The sequence below is a fragment of the Alteromonas sp. ABD4_190 genome, from assembly GCF_056160105.1.
Genome location: NZ_JBSWWN010000001.1, coordinates 3334536 through 3350268, shown reverse-complemented (window position 1 = coordinate 3350268; position 15733 = coordinate 3334536). Strand labels below are relative to the sequence as shown.

The window sequence follows — 15733 nt, the reverse complement described above, 5'->3', positions numbered from 1 at the left end:
TAACAATTACTCCGCTGCGCTAATTGGTAGTTTAACAAGAGCCGCAGGAATGGTGCCGTTAGCCATTTTTACTGCGTCAATAGTTGAAGAAAGGTACTCATCACCTAGCTTCTCCCAAGTGCGGCTTTCATTGTTCCAAACCCATGCGTGCGTTTGGTCAAGAGAAAGAGCTAGTAAAGCTGTACGACCTAGGTTAAAGAAGTCAACAGTTACTTCAGTACCCGCATCATCGATAGTACCTTGGTAAGAATTGATCTTAGTACCGTACTCAACTTCTACTAGGTAAGCTTCTAGTACCTGACGGAACTGCTCAGAAACAGTAACGTTAGAGTTAGCCATCAGGTCACGAAGACGCTCAACGCGCTGTAGACGCTCTTCCAAACGAATTGGACGGTCTAGCTTGATGAACTGCTCTAGGCTGTCAATCATACGGAACATAAGAGGAACGATGCCCTGCTTAGTTTCTTCGATGCTGTCGATTTGACGCTGTAGAGAGTCGATTCCACGCTGCTGGTCTGCAACAAGGCTAGCGATGTAATCGTTGTAGATTTTAAGGTTTTCTGTCTCATCTACTGTTTGACGATACTCAACAAGTAGTTCTTGAGACTGTTCAAACAACGTGTTGATTTTTTCTTGAGATTTCGCTGCAGCCGCGTGGATTTTCGCTTCTTCTTTATGAAGATCTTCAAGCGTATCTGCAGAGACTGCACTACCTGTTAGTGCGAAAGCACCCATAACAGTAGAAGCAATAAGAGTTCTCTTGCTCATTTTGGACATAGTTCCCAACCAAATTTCTTATTTGAATCCTCGCCGATAAGGAAAATATTCGGGCAAGGGGCGTATAAAACTTTCACAATTTTGTTTCAGGAATGTAGCACTGACGTCAATGTTCAGTACTACGAACGTAGTATACTCACACGGATTGTTACGTTTAGTCAAGTAACACACTATTTACACCTAACAGATTTAGGTTTAACTGCTCGTTTTCCGCTCAGTTGGGTTGAATGTGCATTCAAATTCATTCTGCATAAACCTGGACACATCTTAATCGTTTAATATTTACCCTAAATAAAACGTTTAAATGCATAAAACTGAAGGTGAAATGCAAACGCGTGCAGTAAAGTTCACTGCAATAGCTCAAAAGCATCAAGACTATTACAATATTGCTTAGCTTGTTATCTCAACAATTACCTTTTTGGGAAGATGACGTTGGTCTTAATCAAATCTAAAGTGTAAATAAATAATCGTGTAATTTAACATTGGCTTGCTATACACAATTTGTTATTTATACCGCACCTATACATAACAAGAATGATTAAACTATGATCGCACCTGCATATAGCTACACTATTGATGACAAACCTGTTTGGGTATTCGACAATTTATGCTCTCTTGAAGAAGCAACTGGTATATTTAAAGGTTTAGAAATTAGCGCATTCAAACATACTGAAATCGCGCGTCCCGATACTGCACAATACAAGCATTGGGCAGTAGAGCTTAATGATACACAAGTGCGAGGATTAGCAGTTTATCAACACGCTATTAATGAAATATTCAATACCACCGGTAAGCACTACAAAGCATATCGAGGCTATGTTAATTATGCGTCCTATGGGGATATGCTTTTTACACATACTGACTGTTTGCCTGAATCAGATGAACTTACGGTATTGGTTTACCTGTGCCCTGAATGGGATATAGAGTGGGGTGGCGAAACACTTTTTTACAACAGTAAAGATGATTGCGTTTTCGCCTGCACACCTAAGCCTGGAAGGACTGTGGTATTTCATGGAGCAATCAAACATGTAGGTAGACCACCAAACCGTATTTGCTACATGCCTCGATATACCCTTGCTTTTAAGTTAGAGCCAGCTTAAGTCAGGCTCTTAACTCGTTTTATCTGGCACGATATCAAAAGCGACGGTTAATCTTTGCTCATCAGTTACAATTGGATTTGTGCCGTGCCACATATAGGAAGGGAAGAAAGCAATATTTCCCTCTTTCGGCTTCACCGCAAAATCTTCTGGCATTTCGACGCCACTTATATCTGGCCTCCCGAAGACCAACCAACCGTTGCCATTTGTTTTAACTTCAGCCGGTACGTCCACATACAGAACTCCACTCAGCCACCCTTCTGAATGATAGTGAGATTTGTGAAATCCTTTCTGTCGCAACCTTACCGACCAACTGCCGATAAAATCAATGTCTTGACTCAGACGGGATAAAAATGGATGTTTTTTCTCTTTAGTAAGTGTTGATAGAAATGATTTAGCCCTAGCTTCAATTGAAGTTTTTAGCTCTTTAATTACTGGATGCGCTGAATCGAGAAGGTTTTCAAATGTCTGAGAACCATTGCGAAGCGATTGCCCAATAGGATGTTTTTCGTTGTTGTGAAGCGTATTGAGGTGCGCTTTGAGGATGTTTATAAATTTTGTGTTCGTGTCCTCGTTTCCTAACAACGGCTGCACACTCACAAACCTTTGATAATCGCATAACTGATTATATTTGGCCTCATCACCATTAGCTTTGTACGCTGTAGATAATAATGTCCAGTAGCCCTGATTAAGGGGCGCAATTCGGCACACAAGCTCGAGCGCTTTTACAGCCTCTTTGTACCTTTTAAGGCTTAATAATGAGTAACTTTTCTCAATCAGTAAAGGAAGTGTCTCTAGCGTGGGATTAGACGCTTTGACACTAACGTTTGCTAGCGCTTTTTCAAAATAGCCAAGCTCTCTTAGCGTATTTGATAAACTGGCCGCTACGGCAATTTGATAAGTGGGAAGTTTAGCTTCAACGAGCTTTTCTAACCATAGCTTAGCTTTATCGTACTCTTCTACCCTAATCATAAATTCCGTATAAGCTAAAATTAAATCAGGGTTGTTAATTGATAAGTTTGCTTCTAAATAAGAAAACGGCGTTTCCAGATTTTGAACCCAAGCTAAATGAGCATATTCTTTATGCAAACTTACACTAGTAGGAAAAAGCCGTATCCCCTCTTTATAAGTGGCGAAGGCCTCATTCATTGACCCCTTTAATGCTAATACTGCCGCTAGATTCTGAAAAAGTTCTGAAGTTGGATTTCCCGTCGACAGTGCTTTTTGGTAGAGCGATATTGCTTCATCAAGCTGGCTATTTTTGCGTTTTATATTTCCTAAATTGTTTAGCGCTTTTATATTTTGTGGCTCGCTGGATAATAATTGCTTTAAATAACGCTCAGCCTCGCCGTCACGTTGACTCTCCACAAGCACTGATGCCATTAACAGTAACACTGTGTTTTTATTTGGCTGCTTTGCCAACAGCTGATGACAATGACTTTCAGCTTCGCTATAGCGCTTAGCAGCATACAAAGCTCTTGCTAAATTATACTTGTAATCAAACGCGTTAGGCTTGATTTTTAACGCTTTTGTAAACCATAAAATAGCTTTTTCGCTTTGCATTTTGTCGAGGAACAAATTTCCATAGCTGTTCATTAGGTCAGTAGACTGTGGAAACAGCTTTAAGCCTTTCTCAAAGACTTTAATAGCGTCATCAAGTTGACCTATTTTCCTTAACGCACTGCCGTGTAATTGAGAGACTACAGGGTCTACACGAACTAACGCCCCGTTTTTTTTTAATGTATTTATAACAAAAAGAAAATCCCCTCGGTTAAAAGCATTAATGAGGGTTGGAATGACAATATTTGGCTGCGACTGCATTATTTATATAACCTTTTATCCAAAGAAGCTAGCGCTCCATACTGCACAGACCATTCCCCATATTTGGAAATAAAATGGGCTACATCTTCTCGCTCTTTAAGCGTTAGATGGGGATTCCAAATGTCTATTATTAAGACTGCCCGGGCCGTTTCGGCCTCATTTTCTGCGCTATGCTGATAGCTGTCGTCAAACAAAATCGCTGTTTTTCCTTCGCTCCAATACATGCGTTCATTAGCGACCTGTAAATAGGACTTATCATTAACTACCAGTGGAATATGTAACGTCCACTTAAGATTAGAAATGCCGAAATGGGGAGGGATTTTAGTACGTGGCTGCAGCACAGAAATGACTACCTCTGGCGCGTGTACCGGACAATGGGCCAGAATTGGCGAGTTAAATAATGCTTTTACTTCACTGGGCAAGTAATCACTATGTTCGGTAAACTTGCCTGCTTTCATAACATGGAGCGAATTCCAATTTTCCGTTAACCTTGCCCACTCTTCGGTGTCAGGCACAACGCCTATTTCGTGAATGTACTGTTCGTTAGCACGTGACAATAGAGACATAAAAGCGTCTTTATGGGTACTAAGCGCTTCAATAAATATATCAAGCCCTTCCACCACACTTATATCTGAAAACGGCACGGAGGGAAGGTTTGGAATAAATAAAAAACTAGGGGCTTGAAGTGCCTTATCAAACCTCTTTTGTTCCGCGCCACAAAACATCGAGATAGCACGTTTAATTCTTTCACTCGAACCCATTGATGCGGTTTTTGCAAATAGATCACGTCGAGCTAAATTAGCCGCGTTATGAATATGTGTAGCTTGAGATTTAGAAAGCAGAACGTCAGGTTCTGGCGACAGATAATCAGGGTAGTGCGAATAAACATCGCGGTAAAGAGAAAGTGCGTCATCATAGTCGCCCGAATTAATTGCGACTGTGATCCGCGCTAGTGCGTCTTCAGGGCTATTATCGTTTTTTTTAGTCATACAAAAATGGGAAGCGTTTTGCCTCCCATATTAAACTAACATTGGATGTATTTACAGGTCACCGCCGCCAGTTTCTGTTCCACGCTGCATGCGCAACCAGCCGTCGCGACCAGCTTCACGCATTTGCTCTCGTTCTTCTACTGAGTAACAAACGCGTTGCATGCGGTTTGAACCTATCTTTTTCTCCATTTTGCAGACCATACCATCGTCTTCTGCATTGGTATCAGCCTTCGCATACTGAGAACTTTGATTACTGGTTGAACCACATGCACCTAGTGTTAGAGCAAGGCTTGATGCAAGAATTATTTTTGTTACTTTTTTCATCCGTGTTATCCCTTAGTATAAGTACCGTAAACTACATTACCATAAATGGTTGTACATTCTCTAATCCATTTTGTAACTAACCATTTATTTTCTGAAACAGTTGGCGTACCGGCATGGTAGCTATTTAACAATAACTTACCGTGTTCATCTGTGTTAGGAAAAACAACCATATTTCCGCTTGTTGGCGCTATGCTAATATCAAGCTTTGGAAAAAGAGTTTCCCCTCCCTCGTTGACCGTATTTAAGTACACAAGCGTGGTTTTAATGCGCTGTTTGCCATCTTTAAACATTAGCGCATCGTTTTTTTCGTTTAATCCGTCATAGTGAGGTTTGTAATGCTGGCCCGGCTCATACCTCAACATATTCAATGCCTCACCATTACATCTTGGTGTGTTCGTTACCTGTGATATTAATTTGTCTAGCTTGCGGGTAATCCAGTCGCAATGGTTAGGTGCTATTATCGCTACATAACTTGTTCTAACACTATCAATCCTACCCTCTCCCGTTAAAGGATCTACAATCATTGACGGTTGCAACAACGCGCTAAACTTCGTAATTAAATAGCAGCATTCGTATTCAGATAGTACGCCTTCATAAACTTCAATAGGCAGGGAATTATCTAGCACTTTTGAAGGCTTATATTCTCTATGCAGAGATGCGGATATTTCTTCAATGGCCTCTTGGTGAACGCCCTCGTCAATAATATCTTGTATAGACGAAACCAAATTAAGCTGTTTACTTATATTCGGTGCTAGGTGACACACTTTGTCCGCAATGTAAGAAAATGTAGCGCTACCTACCGATAGATAAGAAAGCGCAACTAAGTAGGCCTCTACAACACCTTTATTACCGAGTGCAAGTAACGTTTTAGCCACCAACTCGGTATTCGTTATTACGTCACCAAAGTAACCAATTTGTAATTTATGGAACTGTACGACGGGGTTATCAGCACACTCTACCCCTTTTAAGAACGCTACTGATTCACCAGGGTTCTCCCCTGATATAAAATAAGCATAATCTAGCGCTGCATTAACGTCTCCCAATTCGCCAGCTTGCCTTAGCCATTGCATTGCCTCATCAGTGTTGCCTGATACATGGGCTTGGTTAGCATTCTTGATACACTGTTCTATATTCATTACCTGTTGTCCACACAATATTTAGGACGGGTCACACATAACAAAAAAGCCTCCGAAGAGGCTTTTTATCATTCTATCTACAACTTCAATTAGAAGTTAAGGTTTACTCGTGAGTAGAAGAACTGTCCAGGGATTTCATACATAGACGGGTCGAAGCTGTTAGCAAACGTCGAGTAAGAAACTTCTGGGTCAGTGTCGAACAAGTTGTTCACACCAAGCGTGATGCGTAGGTTGTCGTTAACCGCATAACCTAGTGATACATCGTGGTACGCCATATCTTCAAGCTCGTTGAAGCTATCGCCACCAATCTCTTCACTTGGATCACTACATAGTTCTTGGTCAAGTGAATCGCTGATTGAACACTCTTCAGTCGTGTGACCGATGAAGCGAACTAGCCAGTTAGCTGTCCAGTCGTCGTATGCCCAAGTAACTGCTAGGTTGGTACGTAGACGTGGAACAACGTCACGGTCGCCTGCAAGACCGGCATCGTTAAACTCAGTAGATGTATTTGTTACTGGGTCGATTACGATAGTAGTACGCTCGTCAACATAAGTACCATCCCAGTTGATGCGGAAGTCACCGTACTCAGTTTCAAAGTTATAAGCTACGTTGTAGTCGAAACCAGACGTTGTCTGACCACCAAGGTTAGTTGCGCCGTTGAATAGGTCAACAACGTTACCACCAGCACCACGTGTTATTAGTGAACAAAGGTTAACACCAGTTTCAGCACAAGCGTTAAGGATAGTCTGTGCACCTACAGTAGAAACCGCATTATCAACTTCGATATCAAAGATATCAAACGTGATTGATAGGCCTTCAACCGCTTCTGGCGAGTATACGAAACCGTATGTAAAGCTCTCTGCTTCTTCAGCTTTAAGGTCCGCGTTACCACCGATAGTAGTACGGATTTGCGTGTTAGGTTGCGAATAAGTAGCAGGGATGCCTGCACAGCCTGGTAGGTCAGGGTTACCAGCCGCACCGCCATTACATGGGTCAGTTAGTGGAGAGAAGCTGTCGCTGTTTCCACGGAACAATTCTTGTAGTGATGGAGCACGGAATGCTTCAGACCAAGTACCACGAACAAGTAGGTCTTCATTGATGCGCCACTTAATACCCACTTTAGAGTTAGTGGTGTCGCCGAAGTTGCTGTAGTCAGAGTAACGAGTAGCAAGCTCTAGGTCTAGCTGCTCTACGCCAGGCATATCTGAAAGTAGTGGAACAGCAAGTTCTAAGTAAACTTCTTCGACACTGAATGCACCAGCGGTAGGCTGACGCGCGTTACCTGAAGTGATGCCCGCAGCGATGATTGCATCTGGCTGGTCATAACCTTCCTGCCAACGCTTCTCGTAACCTGATGCGAACGCTAGGTAACCAGCTGGAAGCTCAATAAGCTCACCAGAGATGTTTGCAGAGTAGCTTTCTAAAGAAGTGCTTTGCTCATCCTGCGCAGTGAATGTGATGTAATCAAGCATTTCTTGCGTGATAGTACCTTCACCGATGTCTGTTGAGCCACCGAATAGGTTCAGCGGAGTACACTCGCCCGTGCAGTTAGCTGGGTCGCCGATAGCTTGTGCTACGCGGTTCATGTTTAGAAGACCGTCAGTTAACTGGTTCTGAGTGATGTCAGCGTATGTGTAGTTTGCATCCCAGAAGAACTCTCTGTCAGCAAATTCAATTACACCTTCGAAGCCACCGTTAAACTGGAACTGGTCAACGTTTTGTTTGAAGCTACGGAAGCCCGCTTCCATCATACGACGACCGAATAAGAACATTTCGCGTGCATTTGGATCTGCATCTAGTACTGATTGGTCAGTTGAAATATCTACACCATATGGGTTGAACGGGTTGTTCGCTGCTAGCGTAAAGCCCGAGTCACCAAAAGCAGTACCGATGAATAATGGAGTAGGCGCAAGAGCCTGCTCTGACTTACGGTTACCGTAGAAACCAGTTACGTTAACAGATAGGTTATCTGTAAGTTCATAACGTGCCTGAGTATATATGTTAGTACGTTCTTGCGGCGTAGATAGATAGTTAAACGGCGCAAAGTTGAAACGACTAGAAGGTTCAACCCACGGCTCTAGACCGCCGTTACCGTCGCCTTGTTGGTTAAAGCTAGTGTCAGCCTGGTCAAAAGTCCAAAAACGGCCTTGAGGTGGCGCTGATGAGCCACCGAAACCTTCTGGCGTACCAAAAGTAGGTACTGCAGAGATTTCACGGTCGCCCGCAAGTGTAGGCTCTTCTTCTACGTAACTGATGTTTACGTAAACATTACCTTTGTCGTTAGCGGTACCAAAGCCGATATCCCACTGCTCTTTGTTACCGTCACCTTCATCGTACTGACCAATGTAGCCAGACGCGTGAACGCCTTCGAAATCTTGACGAGTAATGATGTTTACAACACCTGCAACCGCGTCAGAACCGTAAACCGCAGATGCACCATCTTTAAGTACTTCGATACGCTCGATGATAGACGCTGGGATGTTGTTAAGGTCAACAGAACCAGTAAGACCTGGAGACCAGCGCTTACCGTTAACAAGAACTAGTGTACGGTTTGAACCGATACCACGGATGTTGATAGTAGTTGTACCATTACCGCCGTTGTTGTTGTTTGTGTTAATAGCAGAACCAGCTGCTGGGATAGACTGAAGAACGTCACCAATTGAAGTAATACCGAATTTTTCGATATCAACACGTGACATAACAGTAACTGGGTTTGCACCTTCAATGTCGGTACGACGGATACGAGACCCTGTTACTTCGATTTTTTCTACTGCGTCCGCTGCTTCTTCGGTTTCCTGTGCGTTAACTGCACCAGTGAAGCCGATAGATGATGCAGCACCGAATGCGCACGCTAACTTCACTGACTTAGCCAGCTTAGAGTTTATAAACATGTATTGTCTCCCTGGACCACTAAAAACTCTTTAGTGTGTGTTTCTTAAATCGTTTATATAACGAATTATTATTAGTAAGGTCAAAGCCTCACTTTGATAATAACCACATCCTTAGCGAACGGTCAACTGGGATCAGACGGGTGTTCCGTAAAAGTTCAATTTTTTTTTCTATTTTTACCTTGTTTCGTAAATATTAACTTACATTTAACATTTGAAGCACAAAAAACAACCTCACAGTATACTTTTTATACTAACCAATAAAATAGGCGCGGTTTACACCTTAAGTATACCCGCGCCCTATTTCTATTTTTTGCTCTAAAAGCGTATTAGAACGAGTAATTTACGCTGAAACGAACGTATCTAGGTGTTTGCCATGCGGTCGGTAGACCGTAATTTGGGTTTACATCAGGATTCGTTGGATCAGCTGAGCTTTCATCGTCGTATATTTCGTTAACTTCTGTCACACGGTCGTTGTTGAGCAGGTTAAAAATATCTGCTCGAACTACTAGTGTTTGGTCTTCGCCAATATCGATATTATATGACGCTGAAACGTCGATTGAATAATAGCTGCTCGTGCGGCCTCGAGAGCCACGAGGCGCTGGCTCGCCACCGGCAAAGAACGACTCTGAATCATAAGCCTGAGCAAAAATATCTGTTGGGTGGTAACCAAACGCATTGATTGGACGACCGGTCCAGAACTGAAGGTTGGCACCAAGGGTTAGGTCTTCAGTTACAGCATAAGCGCCGTAAAGTTTAACCTGATGACGTCTGTCATTCGGCAAGTCACCATAGGCGTTATCAAGCAGGCCAGGTTGATCAAATAAGGTTGTTAAACCTGCATCATCTTGACCGTTGTCAGAGCGAACATAACCTTCGTTGTTACCCCAGTTGTGTGACCACGTGTACGCCGCGTTAAGCATCCATACACCGTCCCATGCTCGTTGCCACATAAAATCTACCGCTGCATATTTACGAATAGAATCAGGGTAGCCCAGATCTTCCGCTGATAAGTCCATGAAAACTAGCTCACCTTCAGCACCCGGTAACTCGGTAGTACCAATGCGCATATCAGAGTTAGGATTAGTTAACACATACTGATGGAAACCACCCCAGATATCAGATACGTCACCGTAGCCATTTGCTGCCGCCCACTCAATAACAGCGGCATCAATCGCCATATCTTCGATAGTAGTAGAAAGCTCGCGATATGTACCTTGAATTGACATGCTCCATTCATCGTTCAACTGGAACTGATAGCCTGCGATAAATTCATCCGAGTACATTGAATCCAAGTTCTGATCTACAATTTCATCTGGAGACTTTGCAGTACCATCGGCGAAAACATCATCTGGCTGGGTTTTAGCACCTGTTAAATTAGGAATACCTAACGCCTCATCAGCAAAACCTTCAAACTCGTAGTACTCTTGTGTATAGGTTTCAGCACCCGCAAGACGAATATTCGTGTTTGCTGCAATTGGCAAGTAGTATCTGCCGTAGCTCGCCCATGCTTTAGACTCGCCATCACCAAATACGTCCCATACCGCACCTAGACGAAGTGCCCACTGGTTATCGAGCTTAGCGAAAGACTCGCCATCAGCATTAAAGTTTTCAAACGTATCGTTGCGAAGACCTGCGTTAATAACTAGGTTGTCAGTAACCTGCCATTGGTCTTGAATATAAAAAGCAAAGTTTTCAGAGTCGAACTGACCACCTACGTTATAGTCGCGATAACGAACTTGGTAAATTTCTTCGTTAGCTGCGTCACTATCATCTACGTAGTACAGATAGTAAGCACCACCAGAGTTAACCGTGTTACTATTAGAGGTTAGTTTTTCGTAGTCAACACCAAAACGTACTGAATGGTCGCCCACGTACCAGTCAGCATCCAATCGAATAACTTCACGTTCATCATCACCCTGTTCCGCGGTGAAATTAGCCCATGTGTTGGTTGGAACAAACGCTGACGTGCTGTCATAGCGGTAGTAAACCACTGGGTTTCCGTCTAGTTCGCTTCGCACAGTTCTGTCTTGTTTGTTGATACCGTACTGAGCAGATATTGAAAAGTCATCACTAATGATGCTCGTCCATTTTGCCGTGTAGTTTAAACCACCTTCATCTTCATACCCTACACGACCATTAACGTAATCACCGCCGTCGACAGAATCATAAGTCGTGATTTCTGTAGACCGTTCATCAGAAAAAGCTGTGATTTCAAGAATATTGTTCTCAGTAACGTACCAATCAATTTTGGCTACCCAGAATGCATCGTCATCTTTTTCGAAATAACCGTTCTGAAGAACACCGTCAGACGTATTAGTTTGCGCACCTGCGTAGTTATTTTCTGCTGAGCGAGGGTTGAATAACGCATAGAAGAACAACTTATCTTCAATTAAAGCGCCACTTGCCCATACGTTAACGTCCCACTCATCGACTTCATCTTGCGTATTGTCAATTCGGTACAAGCCATTGACGTTATTGCGTGAGGAATCACGCTGTTCACGAAGTGCATCTGGTTCCCAGTAAAAGTTGGCACCCGCTTTGAATTCGTTAGTACCACTTTTGGTTTTAGCGTTGATAACACCGCCTGTTACACGTCCAAACTCTGCTGAATACCCCCCCGTTTTTACTTCAAACGTTTCGTACATATCAAACGGTGGCTCACTTGAACCCACGCCAGTACGGAAGTTAGTGATGTTTAACCCGTTAATGTAGTAACCATTTTCGCCCACAGACGCACCGCCAATTGAAGGCAGATCTCCAAATGCTGAGTCACCTTGAGTAGTACCTGGTGCTAATAGCGCTACAGAAGTCAGGTTACGTGGAACCGGTACTCTATCTAACGTTACGCTATCTACTACGATACCAGTACTTGAACTCGTCACGTCAACCATGGCAATAGTGGTGCCAGTAACCTCAATACGCTCTACGTCATCGCTGGCAAGACGCATATCTAGATTTGTTTTGCCGCTAATACCAACTTTTACAGATTCTTGAATGGTAGTACGAAATCCATTCTTTTCGGCGGTAACTTTGTAGTTACCAGCAGGAAGTAGTGGAAAGCGGAAGTTTCCTGACTCATCACTTTGTACAGAACGTGTTAGACCCGTGTCTAAGTTTTCGATGGTAACGGTAACATTTGCAAGGCTGCTGCCATTTACTTGAACAGATGTTCCTTGAATAGAGCCATTCGTGTTATTCGCTAAAGCTGGTGCAATTGCACCAATTGACAGTGCAACCGCTAATGCAACTGCACTTCTCTTGATTTGATACATGTACGTATTCCCTGGTTAGTCTCGATTTAGTGTTAAGCTTTTATGAAAAATCAATTAAGCCAACCTAAATCATTGTAATTATTAAAGATAATAAATATTACCCAAAAGGATAATTGACTATCCAGAGCAGAGTGATCAACTTATTTGAGGGTAAATTGCGACGAAACGATTCTTTTAAGCGATTACCCGTAGAACCCGCCTCAAATATTAATAAACAACTGATAAAAATGCACTTTTTCGCATATTAAAGTCTACTGTAGATAAAAACCTAGCTGCTTTCTCACAGATTCAGGTAACTCAGGCAACGCACTTTTAGGCAATAAAAATGTTGCCATGTTAAAAAAGTCTAGATAGATACGATTAGACTCAGTAGTTTTCTTTAAATACTGGTGCCCAGAAGACCCTCCGGTCCCAATCTTAGTGCCCAGCATGCGCTGCACCATCATTGCATGACGGTAGCGCCAGATAGTGAGCTGCTCGTCTATTTCAGTTAATGCAGTAATAAGTTGAAACGGAAGATTAAAGATAGGCTCTTCGGAATACTGCTTAATAAATAGCGCAGACAATAGCGCCTTATGATTTAGCCGGAACTTATCTTCACCTCGAAGCTTTTCGAATTTAGCTTCATCAAACAGGGCGTCGAAGTTTTCCGTAGTGGTTTGGAGGTCTTTAAGCTCCTGGCGTTTTTCAGTCTCCGACAACATATCATTGGTAGAAATGGTGTGATGGTCATCTTTCAACATTTCGTCGGCTGCATTTTTGTAGTATTGCCAAAAATCGAACCCTTCTGTTTTTAATAGCGGCATTCTAGATAGCCAATTATCGACCAGTTCAAACAAACTTGGTTTGCTCTCGAGGCTCTCTAGTAGCGCCCTATCTTTATCGGTCAGTCGGTTGTAAAAGCTTTGCTTATCGAAATCGATTCTAAAATCGCGTTTTAAACCAAGAGAAATTTCTAAGCGTTTAAACTGAATACTTTGGAAACCAGACGCAGGTACAAGGTAATCTCGAAATGACAAAAACTGCTGTGGCGTCATGGTTTCCATAATAGCAATTTGATCATTCATTAATTTTTGTATTTGTATGACTCGCTGGAGTCTATGCACAACGAGTGTTAACTGCTGATCTTTTACCGTTTCTTGGTTAAAGGTATCAATAACGGCATTGAGCTCGTGAAGAACCTGTTTAAACCATAGTTCGTAAACTTGATGTACGATGATAAATAGCATCTCTTCGTGCGCAGCATCACCGTATTTTTCACTCTGCAATTCTTGTGCGCCCAATACTTTGTCTAAATGTAAGTAATCGCCGTAATAGCAGGGCTCTATATTCTTTTTCATTTTAGTGCTGCCTTAATACTAATTTTAACTGGTTAATACTATCACCGTCACCTCGACATCCCCAGAATACAAGCTATATATTATAAGGTTACATAGCTTAGGGTAATGTCGTATCGCGGTGGGCGTAAACGAATGTATCCATTCCAAACTTGAAGGGTTTGTATAAGCTATAGATGCTTTTAAGCTAGAGGCGCTTTGTGCAACTTATTGCTCACATACTATTCAAACCACTAAAGCAACATGCTTACAAAAATTATAAGGGGAACGAAGGTGAAACTAGATGATGATATTCACAACTATTATGAACATCTTGTACTAGAAAGGATAAGTAAGCTTGGGCTTGATAAAACTAAAAGTCCCGACTATTTGGCAGACTTATGCTGCCTTGCGTTAAATCAGGTTCCACCTCGCTATATTCGATATGAGGTCGACATGGCATTTTATCTGCCGCAAAGTGAACGCAATCAAATGGAAATGAATGTTGAGCACGCAATAAGCAAGGGGTTGAAATACTTAGATGAAACTGAAAAAAGCAAAAAAGACAAAATAGAAGAAGCTGAGTGAATAGTTGGGTGGCGGGCCTCCAGCCACATCCCGGCACATGAGTCGTCTGCTGCGGCTGCTCCCTTCCAGGCCTGACCGGGTTCACAGAGTATCATTGCGGGAGGACCAAAAGCCCACCATAGAAAATCGCATTCAAAGCAAAGTCATTCGCCCCTGCCTGAGTGCGGGGCGCATTATGACTATTTGGCTTTGAGTTTTCAACCCTTTATAGAAAATCTCTCTTCTGCAATTACGTTTGCGACACGGTTAGTCGCCGCCCCCTCTTGCTCAGCGCGGGTATAAATTTCTTTCAGCGTTTCGCCAATTTGTTCAATATGTGCGCGTAATGCTTCGTTCGAACTCGATTCCATACGCTGATGGAAGATATCAATAACACCGCCTGCATTGATCACATAATCTGGCGCATACAATATGCCGCGCTGTTGAAGCAGCTCTCCGATGTCTTCACGGGCAAGCTGGTTGTTAGCTGCGCCTGCAATCACTTTAGCTTTAATTGCCGGTAGCGTTTGGTCATTTATTGCAGCACCTAATGCACAAGGAGCAAGTACATCCACATCTAAACTTAAAATTTCCTCTGGCGCTACCGCAGTTGCGCCAAACTCGGCCACCGCTTTCTCTACGCCTTCAGGATAAATATCTGCCACGTAAAGTTTGGCGCCATGTTCATGTAAATGCTTAGCAAGACGATAGCCTACGTGCCCCATTCCTTGAATAGCCACGCTGACTCCATCCAAGCTGCGCTTCAAACCATATTCCACGGTAGCCTTTAAACCAACAAAAACACCATATGCCGTGGATGGTGCTGGGTTTCCATCAGGCACTTCACCCGCATAGTGATACTGTGCTTTGACCCCCGCTATGTAATCAGACTCAGTTGCCATGGTTTGTAAATCTGTTACCGAAATACCCGAGTCTTCAGCGGTGAAGTATTTTCCACCCAGTGACTCGACAAATTTACCCATCGCTTTCATCATTTCCGGCGATTTTGCTTTTCGAGGGTCACCGATTATTACCGACTTGCCACCGCCAAGTTCTAAATTTGCCATTGCAGCTTTATATGTCATCCCTTTAGATAGTCTCAATACGTCGGTTAACGCCTCACCACTGTTTACATAGGGCCACATACGGCAGCCGCCAAGGGCTGGGCCGAGGTTAGTGTTGTGTACAGCAATAATGGCACTCAAGCCCGCTTTTTCGTCGTGATAAAACGCAACGTGTTCGTGTTTATCGAACTCTGGGTGATCAAAAACTGACATATTTTCCCTATTAATACTGTGATGAGTTAAAACTTATCCAAGTCTGAGCTGTCACGAATTCTAAACGGCGCTCATTTGGAATGATGTGAGAGTCTGATAACGATTTGCGATACACTTATTGGCCTAGCGGCGGTACTGCAAAGATCATCGACATTTTGAAAAGTGTATCTGATAGTTCTGAGGACATGCCTTGCAAAGTTTGTTAATGAATTTTACAAACTGAAACGCAATAGAATTGAATACTATTTTTCTAGGATAGCTATCCT

General features: G+C 42.8%; 11 protein-coding genes and 1 other RNA gene. 2 read left to right on the top strand and 10 right to left on the bottom strand.

What is annotated here, in order from left to right:
- Nucleotides 1-6 precede the first annotated feature (6 nt).
- The gene (locus ACXAFM_RS14625; protein ID WP_179982703.1) at nt 7-768 is read right to left on the bottom strand and encodes a DUF3450 domain-containing protein; all 762 of its coding nucleotides are present in this window, start codon (nt 766-768) and stop codon (nt 7-9) included.
- 554 nt (nt 769-1322) lie between these two features.
- On the opposite strand from ACXAFM_RS14625, the gene ACXAFM_RS14620 reads away from it, so the two are divergent.
- On the top strand, nt 1323-1877 hold the full coding sequence (locus ACXAFM_RS14620; protein WP_474831372.1) for a 2OG-Fe(II) oxygenase: 555 nt from the start codon (nt 1323-1325) through the stop codon (nt 1875-1877).
- 9 nt (nt 1878-1886) lie between these two features.
- Here ACXAFM_RS14620 and ACXAFM_RS14615 read toward each other — a convergent pair whose 3' ends face one another.
- The 7 genes from ACXAFM_RS14615 to ACXAFM_RS14585 form a co-directional block, all read right to left on the bottom strand.
- Nucleotides 1887-3695, bottom strand: a complete 1809-nt coding sequence (locus ACXAFM_RS14615; RefSeq protein ID WP_474835046.1) for a 2OG-Fe(II) oxygenase family protein — start codon at nt 3693-3695, stop codon at nt 1887-1889.
- Complete coding sequence (locus ACXAFM_RS14610) at nt 3695-4684, bottom strand: aspartyl/asparaginyl beta-hydroxylase domain-containing protein (protein WP_474835044.1); 990 nt, start codon at nt 4682-4684, stop codon at nt 3695-3697. The genes ACXAFM_RS14615 and ACXAFM_RS14610 overlap by 1 nt, the downstream gene beginning before the upstream one ends.
- Nucleotides 4685-4735: 51 nt before the next feature.
- On the bottom strand, nt 4736-5008 hold the full coding sequence (locus ACXAFM_RS14605) for a hypothetical protein (RefSeq protein ID WP_474835042.1): 273 nt from the start codon (nt 5006-5008) through the stop codon (nt 4736-4738).
- Nucleotides 5009-5013: 5 nt separating this feature from the next.
- Nucleotides 5014-6144 (bottom strand): prolyl hydroxylase family protein, encoded by a 1131-nt coding sequence (locus ACXAFM_RS14600; RefSeq protein ID WP_474835040.1) that lies wholly within the window; start codon nt 6142-6144, stop codon nt 5014-5016.
- A gap of 89 nt (nt 6145-6233) precedes the next feature.
- Nucleotides 6234-9035: a TonB-dependent receptor domain-containing protein gene (locus tag ACXAFM_RS14595; RefSeq protein ID WP_474835038.1), complete on the bottom strand. Its 2802-nt coding sequence runs from the start codon at nt 9033-9035 to the stop codon at nt 6234-6236.
- Between the two features lie 326 nt (nt 9036-9361).
- On the bottom strand, nt 9362-12307 hold the full coding sequence (locus ACXAFM_RS14590; protein ID WP_474835036.1) for a TonB-dependent receptor: 2946 nt from the start codon (nt 12305-12307) through the stop codon (nt 9362-9364).
- A gap of 251 nt (nt 12308-12558) precedes the next feature.
- A complete protein-coding gene (locus ACXAFM_RS14585) occupies nt 12559-13647 on the bottom strand; it encodes a tryptophan 2,3-dioxygenase family protein (RefSeq protein ID WP_474831391.1) in 1089 nt (362 codons plus the stop codon).
- 270 nt (nt 13648-13917) lie between these two features.
- Between ACXAFM_RS14585 and ACXAFM_RS14580 the strand changes: the two genes are divergently transcribed.
- Nucleotides 13918-14211 carry a late competence development ComFB family protein gene (locus ACXAFM_RS14580; protein ID WP_474831393.1) on the top strand — a complete coding sequence of 98 codons (294 nt, stop codon included), beginning with the start codon at nt 13918-13920 and terminating at the stop codon, nt 14209-14211.
- 14 nt (nt 14212-14225) lie between these two features.
- On the opposite strand, the gene ffs is transcribed toward ACXAFM_RS14580, so the two are convergent.
- Nucleotides 14226-14322: signal recognition particle sRNA small type (gene ffs, locus ACXAFM_RS14575), an RNA gene on the bottom strand.
- Nucleotides 14323-14408: 86 nt separating this feature from the next.
- Nucleotides 14409-15467, bottom strand: a complete 1059-nt coding sequence (locus ACXAFM_RS14570; RefSeq protein ID WP_474835034.1) for a Glu/Leu/Phe/Val dehydrogenase dimerization domain-containing protein — start codon at nt 15465-15467, stop codon at nt 14409-14411.
- Nucleotides 15468-15733 lie beyond the last annotated feature (266 nt).

Bases quoted from the DNA above. Each gene is read 5' to 3' on its own strand.
- ACXAFM_RS14625 (WP_179982703.1), bottom strand. From the start codon at position 768: ATGAGCAAGAGAACTCTTATTGCTTCTACTGTTATGGGTGCTTTCGCA.
- ACXAFM_RS14620 (WP_474831372.1), top strand. From the start codon at position 1,323: ATGATCGCACCTGCATATAGCTACACTATTGATGACAAACCTGTTTGG.
- ACXAFM_RS14615 (WP_474835046.1), bottom strand. From the start codon at position 3,695: ATGCAGTCGCAGCCAAATATTGTCATTCCAACCCTCATTAATGCTTTT.
- ACXAFM_RS14610 (WP_474835044.1), bottom strand. From the start codon at position 4,684: ATGACTAAAAAAAACGATAATAGCCCTGAAGACGCACTAGCGCGGATC.
- ACXAFM_RS14605 (WP_474835042.1), bottom strand. From the start codon at position 5,008: ATGAAAAAAGTAACAAAAATAATTCTTGCATCAAGCCTTGCTCTAACA.
- ACXAFM_RS14600 (WP_474835040.1), bottom strand. From the start codon at position 6,144: ATGAATATAGAACAGTGTATCAAGAATGCTAACCAAGCCCATGTATCA.
- ACXAFM_RS14595 (WP_474835038.1), bottom strand. From the start codon at position 9,035: ATGTTTATAAACTCTAAGCTGGCTAAGTCAGTGAAGTTAGCGTGCGCA.
- ACXAFM_RS14590 (WP_474835036.1), bottom strand. From the start codon at position 12,307: ATGTATCAAATCAAGAGAAGTGCAGTTGCATTAGCGGTTGCACTGTCA.
- ACXAFM_RS14585 (WP_474831391.1), bottom strand. From the start codon at position 13,647: ATGAAAAAGAATATAGAGCCCTGCTATTACGGCGATTACTTACATTTA.
- ACXAFM_RS14570 (WP_474835034.1), bottom strand. From the start codon at position 15,467: ATGTCAGTTTTTGATCACCCAGAGTTCGATAAACACGAACACGTTGCG.